Source organism: Mesorhizobium sp. M3A.F.Ca.ET.080.04.2.1, assembly GCF_003952525.1.
Taxonomy (GTDB): domain Bacteria; phylum Pseudomonadota; class Alphaproteobacteria; order Rhizobiales; family Rhizobiaceae; genus Mesorhizobium.
Genome location: NZ_CP034451.1, coordinates 3,906,724 through 3,921,858, shown reverse-complemented (window position 1 = coordinate 3,921,858; position 15,135 = coordinate 3,906,724). Strand labels below are relative to the sequence as shown.

Below are 15,135 nucleotides of genomic sequence, written 5' to 3'. Positions count from 1 at the left end.
ATGGCCGATGCGCTGGGATGATCCGAGGTACACAGACTCTTCGTAACTAACGAGCGCACTCACCTTACTCAGACGCGCGCTCACGCTGACGCGGCTTTTGTGCGCAAGCCTGCTCGAACCTCTTCGCGGACTGCCTCGGTATGGGCGCCGAGAGCCGGAACTGGGCGCAGCGAGGGGCGCTCAAAGTTGAAAATCGCCGCCGGGGCTATCGTCTCGACGGTTCCTTCGGGTGTGCCAACCTGCACCCTGCGAATGTGTGGATGCCTTGAAACATCCGCCACTTCGTTCAGTCGACCATATGCCAAGCCGGCCGCCTCAAGCTCCTGCATTGCCTCTTCGCTGGATAGTTCGGAGAAACGCGCTTCAATGATCTCATCAAGTTGCGCACGATGACTGAGGCGCTCCATATTATCGGCAAAACCAGGTGCGCGTGTTAGCTCCGGCTGCTTCAGGAATTTCTCGCAGAAATTTATCCATTCGCGGTCATTCTGAACCGAAAAGATGACCTCTTTGCCGTCGGCACAACGATAGGCACCATACGGCGCAAGCGACGGGTGTTTCACGCCGGCGCGTTCCGTGTGATACCCGCTGTAGTCGTTTTGCAGAACCGGCACGTTCATCCAGTCGGCGACGGCATCGAACAGTGACACCTGGATGCTTGTCCCTTCGCCGGTGACCTCGCGGTGATACAGCGCCTGAAGAATGGCGCTATGCGCTGTCATGCCCGCCGAAATGTCGCAAACCGAGACCGAAGAGATTGCGCAGAGCCGAGAAGATCGCAACGAAGCGTTGCAGTGCTCCTGATGTTCGGAAGCCTTGCATCATCCGCTCCCGTTTTCGCAGCTGCACCTGTGCATTCTCCGCCCGGTTGTTCAATCCCTTATGCGGCCGATGCTCGACGCCGGCATCACCTGTCGCCTGGCTGCTCCATGAGCGCAGCTTGTCGGTGATCATGCGCTTCGGCGCGACGCCTTGCTTCTTCAGCAGCCGCGTTAGCAAGCGCTTGACCGCTTTGGTGTTGCGGCGGTTCTGGACGATCGCGTCGAGCACATTGCCATCCCGGTCGACGGCGCGCCACAACCAGTGTTTCCTGCCGGCGATGGTGATGACGACCTCGTCCAGGTGCCAGACATCGTTTCGGCTGTGCTGCTTGCGGCGCAAGCGGCGAGCGAAATCCGGACCGAACTTGATGCCCCACCGGCGGATTGTCTCATACGAAACCACGATCCCGCGCTCCAGCAGCAAGGGGAACCTGCAGTAGAGCCAGACTGCATTGGCGATGACCTGCGGCGGGTAACTTGAATTTCTGGCGCCAACTGACCTTAGTATCCGCGTTTCATATCGACGATGTTCATCAGCTCCTGGCCACCCATGTATCGCTTCAGGTTGTCGGCAAACACCGAAAAAGACCGCGTCTCGTAGTTGGCCGGATAGCCCGCTGTATGAGGCGTGACGATCACGTTCGGCATCGTCCAGAGGGGACTTGTAGGCGGTAGCGGCTCCTGCTCGAAGACGTCAAGCATGGCGCCGGCAATGGCCCCCCTTTGCAGAGCCTTAATCAACTCCGCTTCAACGATGACGCTCCCTCTCGCGATATTGATGAGGTATGCGTCCGGGCGCATGCAAGCAATCTCGGCGGGCCCAAAGAAGCCCACGGTATCGGGTGTTGCAGGCAGTGCCAAAACGACGAAGTCGCAACGCGGCAACATGTCGACCATGCCATCAGGCGCGAACAGTTCGTCCACACCATCGACCGGAACAGTAACATCCCGCTTCGAGCCGAGAACTATCATACCCGCGCTCTTGGCGCGGCGCGCGATTGTTGCGCCTATGGATCCGAGACCCACGACGCCGATGGTCTTGTCGGAAAGCGGCGATACAGGCCGTGGCCTCCAGCGCTTGTTGGCTTGGTCATGCAGGAAGCCGCGGAAGTCCCAATGCAACATAGTCACAGCGGCCATGACATAGTCCGCGATGACTTCGCCATGAATACCGCGGGCGTTGGTGACAGTGATATGGCCTATGCGGTCCCGGATGGGAAACAGCGAGTCGACGCCCGCGCCGGTGGACTGGAACCAGCGAAGCTTCGACGCCTTATCAAAGACCTCCACTGGAAACCGGAACCCGAGTAGTACTTCCGCTTCTGCTATATGTTTTTCGAGACTTGAGGCGTCGGGCGCTTGAATAACGCGCAGGTCCGGAAAGCGATCCTTTACTAGTTCCGCATAAGCCTTCGCCGACTCCCCACTTATAACAACTGTCGGCCCTTGGATTTCCATAGTAAGTCCTTCTCGATTTTGGAACTTGTTTAGCTCGACTGATTCTTGGCCTCCAACAGAAGCCAGCTATAATAACCGCGAATGCCCGAGCGACTGAACCATCTTAAACTCTCATGGCCTGCGGCGATCCCAATCCGGATTGGCCAGCTGCAACATGTAATGTCAGCAGAAGCGTGTAGAAGCCGAGGCAGTAGATGAAGACAAGCAGAACCCCAGCGATGACGCCCGGAAGGCTGAGCGGAAGGAAAACCGTGAGGAAGGCGGCCAAAGGGCTTGCGCCGTTGGCTCTCACGGCGCGCAACAGCTTTTGGTCGATCCCAGACATGACTGTGGCCATCGGCAAGATCATGAGCGGCATTCGTTGACGATGCCACCGCGCCCAAGAAGGACGATCCAGGCGAATGTCCGCGCCAGCACGCTAGTGAAATAGGGAAGCACCACTGCAATGAGCAGGAACGTGCGCAGCGTTGGTCCTCCTGTCGTCAGAGCGTAGGCGATAGGGTACCCCAGCACGAAGGCGAGCGTGGTCACCGCCAGGCTGATTTCAAGCGTCGTGCGCAATACGGCTGCATAGACCGGGCTGTCGCCGATGCGCAGGTAATGCGTCAGCGTCCAATCCGGCATTCCGAGCGATATCACCAAAAGCCCCGCGAGCGGAACTACAAAGAGCACTGTGAGGTAAACGCCTCCAGGCAGGAGGAGCCAAGCCCAACCTGTCGGCCCGCCCAACGCCGGAGCCCGTACAGGCTCCGGCGCGCCGTTCACTGAGGGAGAGATCAGCCCGCCCGCCATGCCAGCCAACGCTCCTGTAGGTGGTCGATGTTCGTCTTGCCATCGGGGCGGGTGGCTGCAAGCCAAGCTGAATCCTCTAGCACCACATGATGGGCATTCTCAGGGTGTATGCTGAGCAGAGGAACCAGATCGGATGGCAGGTGCTGGAGTTGGTTGACATTTAGGGTATCAACTCCCACCCCTTCGGTAAACCCAGCAGCGATTGCGGCCCTGTTCGCAAAAGCGACCAGCTTCTGTGCGTTCTGGGTATTCGGGCCTCCTTTCAGTACGGTCCAGTACGTGCGGTTGAACGGCGCACCGGCACCCCAAACCATGCGGATGGGGGCATCCTGACCACGGATCGCCACAATCGCGCGGTTAGCGAAAGCGCTGGTTATTACATATTCGCGATTGATGAGCAGCTGGGGGGGCTCACCGCCAGCGGACCACCATTTCGTTACATGCGGCTTGATCTCGTCGAGTTTCTTCAGCGCCCGGTCGACCTTGTCATCGGTCAGCGGCCAAATGTCCGATTTCGCGACGCCATCGGCCAAAAGGGCGAATATTATACTGAACTTGGCGGCGGAGGCATAAAGGCCGCGTGGCCCAGGGAATGCCTCCACGTTCCAGAAATCGACCCAGCTCTTGGGTCCATCTTCTCCGAATGTTCTCTCATCATAGGTGAGCAATTGACCTGACTGAAACGCGGCGACCGCATCGGCAAGGCGGGCGGAATCCGGGACGCCCGTAAGCGACTCGTCGTCCCACAGAGTGTAGTCGATCGGCTCAAACATGCCGGCCTGACTCATAGGGGGATATGCCTGCCCCTGAACGAACGCTGTGTCCCAATCGACCCGCCCAGCTTCGTTCATTGCCTTGACCTGCGGCTCGGAGAAATCGGCCGTCACGTCGACCACCTTGATGCCGGTCACCTCGCTGAAAGGCTCTAAGACCCGTTTGCGAAAACCTTCCGTGAACGAACCGCCAAAAGAAAACACGACGACCTCACCACTTCCGGCGAGCTTGTCCTGTGCGAAGGCGGTGGTTGCCCGAGCAATCGCCGGGACGGCCATCGCGGCTGCCGCCGTCTGGAGCAGGGTCCGACGACTCAAGCCGGACCGCGGAGATCCATGGTTCGTTGATCTAGACATGGCATAACCTTTTCTGGTTCCCCATCAACAGCTGTGAGCGATTGGTCCGCCTAAGGCTGCGAACCGACGACGCCCTTCGAGTAAGCCCCAACAGCGCCTGCCGCAACACTTGGCGGCCGCGAAACAGCACCGCCTCCCTCCACGCCGGGTCATGCGGACAGAAATGTGCACGCAGCGCCTCCGCACCTCGCGACCGAACAAGCTGGTTCGGTCACCGCCGCCATGCGCGTGAAGCCACTGGTTGCCAGCAACACGCGCTGCGCGGCTTCGATGTCATAAGTGCCATATTCCAAGGCGAGATCGAGATATTGGCCGTCGCCGATCAACCGTTCCCAATAGAGCTGGAGCGTGCCTTCGATCGGAATTGAACTGGATGTTCCAAGATCGGCCGAGGTGACGCTGGGACCAAACATGCTCTCTGCAATGTTGTGCGAGGCAATGGCCGACAGATGCTCGCTCTGTAGCTCGCCGTAACCGTAAGGTCCAAGACCCGTATGGACGTTGAGGACCGCAACGAATTTGCGCGTGTTCAGTGCGTAGTCGTGGGCGATGGCATCCAGCGTACGAGCGGACCAGGCTGGCTCGAACCCGCCGAAGAACATCCCGTCAGGATCTACATATTGCCCAGCCTTTCGGGCGACCTGGAAGGCCCGCTCGCCATGCGCGGCCTTGAACACTCGGATGGCTTTCTGTGCGGCCTCGAAGACTGGCCCTTCCAGAGCTGCCGGCACGAATTGCGACCGCAGTTCTTCGTAGCCTGGATTTGAAGGTGTGCCAGCGGCGAAATCGACAAAGTTACGGTTTAAATCGCAGCCCTCCTGCGTTACCCGACGGTCCCAGGCGATACCGTGGGGATTGAGGCCGTGGACGAGGAGAAAGGCCACCCCCGCAGGAAGGCTCGCATCTGCGATCAGTGCAAGCCAGTCCATTTGAATGCCCGATCCGCAATAACCTTCGGGCCCGTGCGTGCCCGAAATAGTGACTAAGACGCATTCGGCATCTGGATCGCCAAGCCACGCGACATCCACCGCAAGTTCTTCCCCATCTGGCCCCGTCAGATGAGGCAGAACATAGGCGCGCGCCTTAGGCAACGCAGCGAGGAACTTCCCGCGAGCCTCCCGGTAGGTCGCTGAAAAAGAGGACTCCACTGAAACGAGGAGGTCTCCCGTTTCCAGCCGATCGGTTAGCGATGGCGCCACTTTGCGACCACCAGGGAAATTACTGTTCAAAGCCAAGGTCTCCGCCGTTTAACTATATTCACGATGGCAACGAACCCACGATCGCATCTGGTCGACTTCGCCTGCTGAGTTTCACGGTCAGTAGCCGCGTCTGAGGTCCACGACATGTGTGTGACCCAGGCCGCGCGCTGTCACTTGCCAACCCAGGATAAAAATTGCACACTGTTGATAGTATGTCAACATCACCAAGTCACATGGTCATATGATGAAAGTAACCTCCGCAACGTCTGGCAACGACTCCTTAGTGGCGCGCCTCAGAGAGGTCCTCTCGCCCGGGGCGTTGCTCTACAATTCATCTGATCGGGCGGCGTTCGAAACCGACTGGCGCCGCCTGCGCTCCAATTCCGCGTTGTGTGTGCTTCAGCCTTCCAGCACGGCCGAGGTGGCGTCATGCCTGCGGCTGTGCGCCGAGGCGGGCGTAGCAGTGGTGCCACAAGGGGGGAACACCGGGCTGGTTGCTGGCGGGGTACCGGTCGCGGGGGTACCCCAGGTGATTTTGTCGCTACGCCGTATGAAAGCGATACGGGCGATGGATACCGTTGGTGACAGTGTGACTGTGGAGGCGGGCGCAACGCTCGCGAGCGTGCAGGAAGCCGCGGCTGAGGCCGGTCGCCTTTTTCCGCTCAGCCTCGCTGCGGAGGGCTCTGCCCAGATTGGCGGAGCGGTCGCCACAAATGCGGGAGGTCTGCAGGTGCTGGCCTATGGATCGATGCGCGCTTTGGTGTTAGGACTCGAGGTGGTATTGCCAGATGGGCGCGTATGGGATGGCCTCAGGACATTGCGTAAGGACAATACCGGTTTTGATCTCAAACAGCTCTTCATCGGATCCGAAGGTACGCTTGGCATCATTACAGCTGCGTCCCTCAAGCTTCTACCTAAGGTGTCTCAGCGAGTGACGGCGCTGGTCGGTGTATCGTGCGTCGGCCGCGCACTAGACCTTTTCCAAATCGCCCGCAGCCGCGTCGGTAGTGCATTGACGTTGTGCGAGTTCATTGCGGGCGAGGCGATGCAGTTGGTGTCGCGACATGTTCCCGACGCTCGCCCCCCTTTCGAGGCGTCGGCTTATCTTTTGCTCGAAATGTCTTCGCCGAACGCTGAGGACTCGCTCGCCGCGGTGATGGAAAGCCTGCTGGAGAAGGCGCTTTCTATCGGTGTGGCCCAAGACGCCGTCATTGCCCAGAGCGGAAGGGAGCGCAGTCAACTCCTGCGTCTGCGCGAGGAGGTCTCTGAGGCGGAACTCGCCGCTGGTGGCGCCGTCAAGCACGATATAGCGGTACCGATCGACTTGATCCCCGAAACCGTGGCTGCCATCGAGGATATGGTTCGAACTCGCTTTCCGGACTGCCGTCCAAATATCTTCGGCCATCTCGGAGACGGCAACCTTCACGTGAATATCCGCCCCCCTGAAGGGTGTAGCGTTGCGGATATCGGTCCGCTGTACGATGCTATCACCCTCGCTGTGGAGGATGTTGCCATGGAACGCCGTGGTAGCTTCAGCGCGGAACACGGCATCGGCCAGATGCGCATTGCCAGTTTGCGGCGTCATAAGGGCGAAGTGGATATCGCACTGATGAGTGCTTTGAAGCGGACAATTGATCCCCATAACATTCTGAATCCGGGCAAGGTCTTGCCCGAAAGCTGAAGAGGAGGTGTGTTTGGCCATCAACGATCGGATGCGCACGACCGCGGAATCCAATGGCCCTGAAGGCGAGCCGGACAGACGGATCGGACGACCGCTACCTTTGGCCGATCGGGTGGTGGCTGCACTGCAGGAGGATATCGAAACTGGGCGTTTTGTAGCGGGGGGACGCCTGCCAACCGAGCCCGAACTCGCCGCCAGCTTTGGTGTCAGCCGTACAGTCATCCGGGAAGCGGTCTCCCGCCTGAAGGCAGATGGGATCTTGGTCAGCCGTCAGGGGGCCGGGGTCTTTGTTAGCGATGCTCCCCTGCAGCGTTCCTTCCGAATCCGGGACGCCGAGGTCGGCAGTGGCGTTGCTCTGCGCGAGATCTTCGAGCTGCGCCTGTGCCTCGAAGTGGAGGGAGCCGGGCTTGCCTCGATCCGCCGTTCGCAAGCCGATCTCGTCGCGCTCAGGCACTGGCTAGAGGAGATGGATCGCACCAAGCTCGGCCAGGATGTGGGCGTCGCCGCAGACATCGAGTTTCACCGTGCTGTCGCGGCAGCAAGCGGCAATGGCAAGGTCGCGGACTTCCAGCGTTACCTGTCCCTGCTGCTCAACCAAAGCGTGACGATCGCCCGCATTAATACTCTGAAGCAACGAGGGCCGGCGCACGTCGATGGTGTCATCGGTGAACACCGCGACATCTTTCATGCCATCGATGCCGGTTCGGCCGCTGACGCACGTAGTGCCATGCGCCGCCACCTTCTGCAGGCTGCGATGCGGCTCGGCGTCATGGAGGGAAAAGAAGTGGTGATGCTGTCTTAGCCCCTGATCCTTTAGCCGCTGACGGAACGGCTTAAACCGAGTCCTTGGGTACGACCTGCCCCCGCAGCCTGCAGTAGCAGCCGGATATGGATTGGCGATGCGCAAGGCTTCGGGTATCCCCGCGGTCACGGCCGTCTTGCTGAGGTAGGCTGAAGGCTGCAAGTCCTAGTGGAAGCACTAGGAGTAGCCCTGTGACGAAGCATCAGATTGAAGTGATCACGTCGGTCGAGCGGCGCCGGCGCTGGTCTCGGGAGGAGAAGGAGCGGCTGGTCGCGGCGACGTTTGAGCCTGGGGCTAGTGTTTCCGAGACCGCGCGATCGGCTGGCATTCATGTGAGCCAGCTTTTCCGGTGGCGCAAGGAACTCTGCCAGATCTCCGCGCCGTCCGTGCCGCAACTCGTTGCCGTGGAAGTCGTCGAGGCGCTGCCAGCGCGCAATCGCCAGCGCAGCCACCGCCGATCTCCAGACCGCGCAAGAAGAGCAGCATGGTGACGATCGAGCTTGGCGGCGCCCGCCGCCTGCGGGTCGAGAGTGATATCGATAACGAGGCGCTCGGCCGGATCCTGGATGTGCTGGAGCGGCGATGATCCCGGTCCCGAACGGTGTGAAGGTCTGGCTCGCCACTGGCTATACGGATATGCGCAAGGGCTTCCCCGGCCTGTCGCTAATGGTGCAGGAGACATTGAAGCGCGATCCGCACACCGGTCACCTGTTCTGTTTCCGCGGGCGGCAGGGTGGCTTGATCAAGGTGATCTGGCATGACGGCCAGGGTGCCTGCCTGTTCACGAAGAAGCTCGAGCGTGGCCGGTTCATCTGGCCATCGGCCGATGGCACGGTGGTGATCACGCCCGCGCAGCTCGGCTATTTGCTAGAAGGCATCGACTGGCGGATGCCGCAAAAAACCTGGCGCCCGAGCTCGGCGGGATGAGCAAAACCGCTGGCTTGGCGGGAGCGAATATGATTCCATCGCGCCATGACTGATGTGGCCGATCAGCTTCCCGGTGACCTTGCCAGTGCGCACGCGATGATCCTCGCCGAGCGTGCGACCCGCCGTGAGGCGCAAGCGCTCGCCGCTCGCGCGCAAGCCTTGAACTCGCACTCCGATGTGCTGATCGCGCGGCTCAGGCTGGAGATAGAGAAGCTGAAGCGCGAGATCCATGGCAGCCGCTCCGAACGCAAGGCGAGGCTTCTCCAACAGATGGAATTGCAACTTGAGGAGTTGGAAGCCGACGCCAGCCAGGACGAATTGGCGGCGGAACTGACAGCGCGGTCATCGACAGTCCGAGCTTTCGAGCGCAAGCGCCCGTCGCGCAAGCCCTTTCCCGACCATCTGCCACGTGAGCGCGTGGTCATCGCCGCACCCCGGAACTGCCCGTGCTGCGGCTCGGGCAGGCTGGCCAAGCTTGGCGAGGACATTACCGAGACGCTGGAGGTGATCCCGCGCCAGTGGAAGTGATCCAGACCGTGCGCGAGAAGTTCACCTGCCGCGAATGCGAGAAGATCTCGCAGCCGCCGGCGCCCTTCCATGTGACGCCGCGCGGCTTTGCCGGACCGAACCTTTTGGCGATGGTCCTGTTCGAGAAGTTCGCCCAGCATCAACCGCTGAACCGGCAGAGCGAGCGCTATGCCCGCGAGGGCGTCGAACTCAGCCTGTCGGCGCTTGCGGACCAGGTCGGCGCTTGTGCCGTGGCGCTGAAGCCGGTGCACGCGCTGATCGAGGCGCATGTGCTTGCCGCTGATCGTCTCCATGCCGACGACACGACCGTGCCGATCCTGGCGAAGGGCAAGATCGATACAGGCCGCATCTGGACCTATGTCAGGGATGACCGGCGTTCGGCGGGCAATCGCCACCGGCGGCGCTCTACTTATGCTTCGGGCGATCGGCGGCAGGAGCATCCCGAGCGTCATTTGAGGAACTTCACCGGCATTCTGCAGGCCGATGCCTATGGCGGTTACAATCCGCTGTTCAAGGTGGACCGCGATCCCAGTCCGCTGACCCAGGCGCTGTGCTGGGCGCATGCGCGCCGCAAGTTCTTCGTACTTGCCGACATCGCGCCAATGCCAAGCGTGGCAAGAACGCCGCGCCGATCTCACCGATCGCGCTCGAGGCGGTCAAACGCATCGACGCCCTGTTTGGTATCGAGCGCGACATCAACGGAGTCGTCTCCGACGAACGTCTGCAACGACGGCAGGAAAGCCGTCTTCTCGCCACCGAACTTGAGGCCTGGATGCGGGCAGAGCGGGCAAGACTGTCGCGCAGCTCTCCGGTCGCCGAGCCAATCGACTATATGCTGAAGCGCTGGGAAGGATTCACGACCTTCCTCGGCGATGGCCGGATTTGCCTCACCAACAACGCGGCCGAACGCGCGCTGCGTGGTTTTGCGAAGACTGATTCATTATGCACCCCTTTTCAAATGGCGGAAAACAGCGATTCCTGGTTGTCGTCGTGGATGCGACGCGGAGTATTGCGCGCCAAATCGGCCTTGATCCGTTCGTCTTCGAGGTCGCTGGCGCGGATCTGGTAGGGCGCGCCGCGCATGACCTGCTCGGCGGGCAAGAGGCCATCCCTGATGAACCGGCGGATTTTGACGTGCGACACGCCGAGCTTCGCGGCGGCATCCGACATGGTGAGCCACTCGCCATTCTTGTCGGAAGAGCGATAGCCGCTGATCTTGTGCACCGTGCGCAGCGATTGGACGCGACGCGCGGTCCAGGTCTTTCCCTGACCGGTTTGCATGCCCATGCGGTTGAGTGTGGCAGCGATTTCGGCATCCGACCACCGGGTTGCCATGGATCGCATGATCGCCAGAGCCTCCTCAGGCGTACGCTGGCCATGCTCTCCGGATTTGGGCTTGCGAACCCGTACCTGCGAGTGCTGGCCTCCGTGCCAGTGGATGGTCAGGATCACATCGCGCGCGTCGTCATCGACGTCCGCCACAATGTCCTTGATGAGCGCGCGCAGCAGTTGCTGACGGCAGCGCATATCGACACCCGGCGCGTTCCAGATGGCCTCGAGATTCTGGGCGAGGCCCGTGAAGTCCGGAACCGCGTCGACAGGCTCCACACGCTGGACTTCGCTCAGCCGGGCCTCGCAGGTCTCCACGCGCCTGAGCGTGGCTTCCCAACTCCTCTCGAGCTGGGCCGCAATAAGCCGGTTCTCCGGGTCGCAAGCGGCATAGCGGCGCTCGGCGAGCGATGCCTCATAGCGCGCCTGCTGCAGGTCCATCTCGATCATCTGCCGCCGCTTGGCTTCGCTCTCCAGCTGCATCCGTTCAGCCTCCAACGCCGCTTCGATCGCCATCGGCGCAACCGCCTCCAGCGCTTCGCGGGTCACCGCCGCGTCGGTGCGAAAGCCGTTGAACGACATGCATCGCGCCTGTGCCATCATGAGGTTGCCGCGCTCGCAGCGATATACCGGATAACCCTGGCCGCGTCCGGCATACATGACAACCAGTCTTCGCCCGCATCGACCACAGGAGATGAGACCCGGGAGCAGCGCGCGACCGCCGCGGCCCGACTTGACACCGCCGGCTTTGCCATAAGCGTTGGCCGCGAGCAGTTCCTGGTTCCGTTCGTACTCGCTCCATCCGATGTAGCCTTCGTGATGGTCCTTGAGCACCACCGCCGACTCGCTAGCCGGCTTGTAATGGCCATAGCTCTTGCGAACGCGGCCATCGACGATCTCAGTGCGCTTCTCGCTCCTACCATAGACATAGGCGCCGGCGTAGAATGGGTTCTTCAGGATCGAGATCACGTTGCGGTAGCGGATCGGAACCCAGTCGAAGGACACCATCTTCTTGCCGTCGGAGGGTCTGGGGAAATGCACGCCATCGTCGATCATCGAGATCAGGACCTGGCGCGCACTGCCGAGTTCGCGGAAGCGCGCGAATATCAGGCGAATGGTCTCCTGCAGGCGCTTGTCGGGATCGAACCCGAGACCGTAATCGCGGTGCCAGACATAGCCGAAGGGCACGGAGATGCGCAGTTCTCCGCGCTGTGCCTTGGCGCGGGCGGCCTCGTACATGCGGGCACGCAGCACGCCGAGCTCGAACCCGCTGATGCTGCCCTTCATACCGAGCAGCAGGCGGTCGTTCGGCAATCGCGGATCGTAGACTCCGTCCAGATCGATCACGCGTGCATCGACTTCGCCGCACAACTCGAGCAGCCGATGCCAGTCCGGCCCGTTGCGCGACAGGCGGGACGCCTCCCGGCAAAGCACGGCGCCCACATGGCCGGTGCACAAATCATCGACCAGGCGCTCGAAACCGGGACGCTCCACAGCCCCGCTTGCGGTTCGTCCCAGATCCTCGTCGATCACCTCTACTTTGCGGAATCCCCAGCGCCGCGCGACGTCGACAAGCTCATATTGCCGACGCTGGCTCTCAAGGTTGAGCTGGACCTGCGCCTGAGTGGACTGACGCACATAGACGACGGCCTTGCGCTTGAGTACGGACGCATTCAGCCTAAAGCGCCGCAGTAACCTGAATCTCGACCGTATATCCCGATCCTGCTAGCGCGGCCTCAACGCAGGCCCGACAAGGTGTTCTTCCCGGCACCACCCAATTGTCCCATACTCGGTTCATCTCTGCGAATGTAGACATGTCGGACAGCCAGATCGTTGCCGTCAGTAACTTGCCCTTTTCTGTTCCCGCTACAGCCAACAGATCCTCAATCTTGGCCAGAATGTCGGCTGTCTGGTCAGCAACTGGCCTTCCGGGGGCACGCAGCGCCACTATGCCCGCGGTATAGACCATGTCACCGAAAACCGTCATTTGGCTCATGCGAGGACCAACTTCGTAGCGCGTTATTTTTTCCATATGCAGACCTTTCTGATGAAGTGAAATAACATGATGGCCCATCCAAAAACACCAGCGGCCAGCGTGCTAGAACTTACGGGAGATTTTCTTGCATTTTGCCGGTGCTAGCCTTGGAACTACGGATCAACATCAACCAGTAGCGCGAGCAACACCGTCGCTTACTCGGCTAGTTAGTGAGAATCGTTGCATCGGTCGCGGCCCATCTCACGCGGCAACTCGAGCCGATAGTCGGAATTTGGTCGCCCGACTGGTTGAGTACTTTCGATGTTAGCCGCAGCCCAGAGTCCGTTTCGCATTCAATGACTGTTGCGTCGCCGACATAAGTGGAGTCGACAACGGTCCCCTGGGGGCCGGAAGCCATCCCGACATCACCCAAATCGAGACGAACGTGTTCCGGTCTTATGCAAAGCATGGCTTCCATGTCGTCGCCATCCCATCGCGTGGCCTCGAGACGCCTCCCATCCGAACTGTAGGCGACGCCGCCCTTAAGCTTTACCGGAACAAGGTTCGCTTCACCCACAAAGCTCGCGACGAAGAGCTCGGCGGGCCGCCTGTAGATGTCGCGCGGTGAGGAGGCCTGCCTGATGCGGCCCTCATGCATAACGGCAACACGATCGGACATGGCCAGCGCCTCCTCCTGGTCATGCGTGACGTAGATCATCGTCTTGCCGACGTCCTTGTGCAGCGCCTTTATCTCCGTCCTTAGATGTTGGCGCAGCTTCTTGTCCAAGGCCCCAAGAGGCTCGTCCAGAAGCAGCACGGGAGGATCGAAGACCAAAGCGCGGCCAATTGCTACGCGTTGTTGCTGACCACCCGATAGCTGGTGGGGGTAGCGGGCAGCCAGTGCGCCAAGCTGCACCTGTTCGAGGACCCGTTTGACGCTGTTTTCGACCGCTGTCTTCCCCATGCGGCGCATACGCAAAGGGTACGCCACGTTTTCGGCGACCGTCATGTGGGGAAAGAGCGCATAGTTCTGGAAAATGACGCCGAGCTCACGGCGATGCGAAGGCAGGCGGGTTATGTCTTTTCCGTCCAGCAGAATCTGGCCGCTGTCGGGAACTGTGAAGCCGGCGATCATCATCAGCGTAGTGGTCTTGCCCGATCCGCTGGGGCCGAGTAGCGACACGAATTCGCCGGGCAATACTTCAAGGCTGACGTCGTCGACGGCGACGGCGCTGCCGTACCGTTTTCCCAAGCTGCGGAGCGTGATGCCGCCCGTCTTTACGACGGCAGTGTCGTGTATGGCTTTCAGCATTCCAGCTCCCGCGAGTAATCAGAGACAATCTCCGCGCCGGTCTCGGTGACGAGCACTGTGGCGCTGAAGCCTACGCTGATGTTCGGCTCGGGGAACAGCACCGGCACGATATGGAATACCATGCCTGGGTGCAGGACGCGGGGATCTCCGTCCTTTAGGTCCATGACCCATCCTTCACCCCAGCCCGGGCAGATGCCAACGCCCACGGAGTAGCCGGTTCTATTGAGAAAGGCATGGGCGAGACCAGCGCGAGCCACAGTGCCACGACACGCAGCATCGACTTCTCCACTTGTTACGCCCGGCCTCATGGCCGCGATCGCCGCGGCGAGCGCGGCCTTTGAAGTATCGGCTGCCCGACGGACGCTGTCGCTCGGTTTTCCCAGGCACCAGGTCCGCATCAAGGCTGCACTGTATCGCTTCCAGTTTCCGGATCCCTCGACGATGACCAGATCGCCTTTTTCGATGCATCGGCCAGCCCAGGTAGCGTGCGGAAGTGCCGTTCGCGGGCCGGAAGCGATATAAGGGGCACTGCCCATATATTCACTACCAGCCGAGATGGCAGCATGATGGAAAGCTGCGGCCACATCGTTCTCAGTACGCCCCGGACGCGCAGCTTCATGTGCGGCCTTGAACCCTGCGGACAACGTCTCAGCTGCGCGGCGAATGTAAGCGATCTCCTGCGGGGACTTGATGGCCCGGCATCTTTCCAGAATTGTAGAAGCATTAACAAAGTTGGTGCCGGGCAGCGCAGCGCGGAGCGTTTCGTAGGCGTTCACCGTAAGGAACATGGAGTTGGCATCCACGCCAACGGTCTTTCCCAAAGCGCCCAAATCGACCAGCGCTCTTGCAAGTACCTCGGCCGGAACATCCGTGTCTTGCCATATGGCAGCGTTCCGGTAATAGGACAGACGCTCGACATTGGCTTGCTCGTAGCGACGCACGACGAGGATCGGATCGCTAGTATGCGTCAGGACAAGCGCCTGAAAAACGTAGTATCCTTTGGTAATGAAGCCCGAGAGATAGTAGATGTTTTCGGGCGAACTGAGCACGAGGTAGTCGAGCCCGCGCTCGGTCATTGCCCGCCGGCAAGCCGCAAGGCGGGCATCGAATTCTCCCGGGGTGAAGGGCAGTTGGTCGATCGCGTCCAACGGTAGCAGTTGCGAGGCTGTGAGCATTGCTTA

Annotated in this window: 14 protein-coding genes and 2 pseudogenes; 5 read left to right on the top strand and 11 right to left on the bottom strand. The window is 60.7% G+C overall.

Features of this window, described 5'->3' with window-relative positions:
• Positions 1–80: 80 nt before the first annotated feature.
• From EJ074_RS18745 to EJ074_RS18715, 7 genes and pseudogenes are all read right to left on the bottom strand, one after another.
• Positions 81–749 (bottom strand): annotated as a pseudogene (locus EJ074_RS18745) (CaiB/BaiF CoA-transferase family protein); the annotation flags it as partial.
• Positions 709–1,329 (bottom strand): IS6 family transposase, encoded by a 621-nt coding sequence (locus EJ074_RS18740; protein WP_127863029.1) that lies wholly within the window; start codon positions 1,327–1,329, stop codon positions 709–711. The gene EJ074_RS18740 and the pseudogene EJ074_RS18745, both read right to left, overlap by 41 nt.
• Complete coding sequence (locus tag EJ074_RS18735; RefSeq protein WP_127863030.1) at positions 1,323–2,279, bottom strand: D-2-hydroxyacid dehydrogenase; 957 nt, start codon at positions 2,277–2,279, stop codon at positions 1,323–1,325. Before EJ074_RS18735 ends, EJ074_RS18740 begins: the two co-directional genes overlap by 7 nt.
• Before the next feature lie 103 nt (positions 2,280–2,382).
• Positions 2,383–2,628, bottom strand: coding sequence for an ABC transporter permease subunit (locus tag EJ074_RS18730; RefSeq protein WP_165349973.1), 246 nt, complete (start codon positions 2,626–2,628; stop codon positions 2,383–2,385).
• Positions 2,625–2,951 (bottom strand): hypothetical protein, encoded by a 327-nt coding sequence (locus EJ074_RS18725; RefSeq protein WP_129553649.1) that lies wholly within the window; start codon positions 2,949–2,951, stop codon positions 2,625–2,627. Before EJ074_RS18725 ends, EJ074_RS18730 begins: the two co-directional genes overlap by 4 nt.
• Before the next feature lie 104 nt (positions 2,952–3,055).
• Positions 3,056–4,123, bottom strand: a complete 1,068-nt coding sequence (locus tag EJ074_RS18720) for an ABC transporter substrate-binding protein (RefSeq protein WP_165349972.1) — start codon at positions 4,121–4,123, stop codon at positions 3,056–3,058.
• Between the two features lie 227 nt (positions 4,124–4,350).
• Positions 4,351–5,430 (bottom strand): DUF2817 domain-containing protein, encoded by a 1,080-nt coding sequence (locus EJ074_RS18715; protein ID WP_165349971.1) that lies wholly within the window; start codon positions 5,428–5,430, stop codon positions 4,351–4,353.
• 211 nt (positions 5,431–5,641) lie between these two features.
• Between EJ074_RS18715 and EJ074_RS18710 the strand changes: the two genes are divergently transcribed.
• From EJ074_RS18710 to EJ074_RS18690, 5 genes and pseudogenes are all read left to right on the top strand, one after another.
• Positions 5,642–7,081 carry an FAD-binding oxidoreductase gene (locus EJ074_RS18710; RefSeq protein ID WP_245454729.1) on the top strand — a complete coding sequence of 480 codons (1,440 nt, stop codon included), beginning with the start codon at positions 5,642–5,644 and terminating at the stop codon, positions 7,079–7,081.
• A 13-nt stretch (positions 7,082–7,094) separates the two neighbouring features.
• Positions 7,095–7,883: a FadR/GntR family transcriptional regulator gene (locus EJ074_RS18705; protein WP_127862970.1), complete on the top strand. Its 789-nt coding sequence runs from the start codon at positions 7,095–7,097 to the stop codon at positions 7,881–7,883.
• A gap of 191 nt (positions 7,884–8,074) precedes the next feature.
• Entirely contained in the window at positions 8,075–8,374 is a 300-nt protein-coding gene (locus EJ074_RS18700) for a transposase (protein WP_245454728.1), read from the top strand.
• A 91-nt stretch (positions 8,375–8,465) separates the two neighbouring features.
• Entirely contained in the window at positions 8,466–8,810 is a 345-nt protein-coding gene (gene tnpB, locus EJ074_RS18695) for an IS66 family insertion sequence element accessory protein TnpB (protein ID WP_127862972.1), read from the top strand.
• Positions 8,811–8,906: 96 nt separating this feature from the next.
• A pseudogene (locus tag EJ074_RS18690) lies at positions 8,907–10,260 on the top strand (IS66 family transposase); the annotation flags it as partial.
• Positions 10,261–10,292: 32 nt separating this feature from the next.
• Here the strand turns inward: EJ074_RS18690 and EJ074_RS18685 are convergent.
• From EJ074_RS18685 to EJ074_RS18670, 4 genes are all read right to left on the bottom strand, one after another.
• Complete coding sequence (locus tag EJ074_RS18685; protein WP_245454727.1) at positions 10,293–12,305, bottom strand: recombinase family protein; 2,013 nt, start codon at positions 12,303–12,305, stop codon at positions 10,293–10,295.
• A 40-nt stretch (positions 12,306–12,345) separates the two neighbouring features.
• Positions 12,346–12,699, bottom strand: coding sequence for a RidA family protein (locus EJ074_RS18680; protein ID WP_127862978.1), 354 nt, complete (start codon positions 12,697–12,699; stop codon positions 12,346–12,348).
• Positions 12,700–12,865: 166 nt separating this feature from the next.
• Complete coding sequence (locus EJ074_RS18675) at positions 12,866–13,954, bottom strand: ABC transporter ATP-binding protein (RefSeq protein ID WP_127862974.1); 1,089 nt, start codon at positions 13,952–13,954, stop codon at positions 12,866–12,868.
• Entirely contained in the window at positions 13,948–15,129 is a 1,182-nt protein-coding gene (locus tag EJ074_RS18670; protein WP_127862975.1) for a Xaa-Pro peptidase family protein, read from the bottom strand. The genes EJ074_RS18675 and EJ074_RS18670 overlap by 7 nt, the downstream gene beginning before the upstream one ends.
• Between the last annotated feature and the right edge of the window lie 6 nt (positions 15,130–15,135).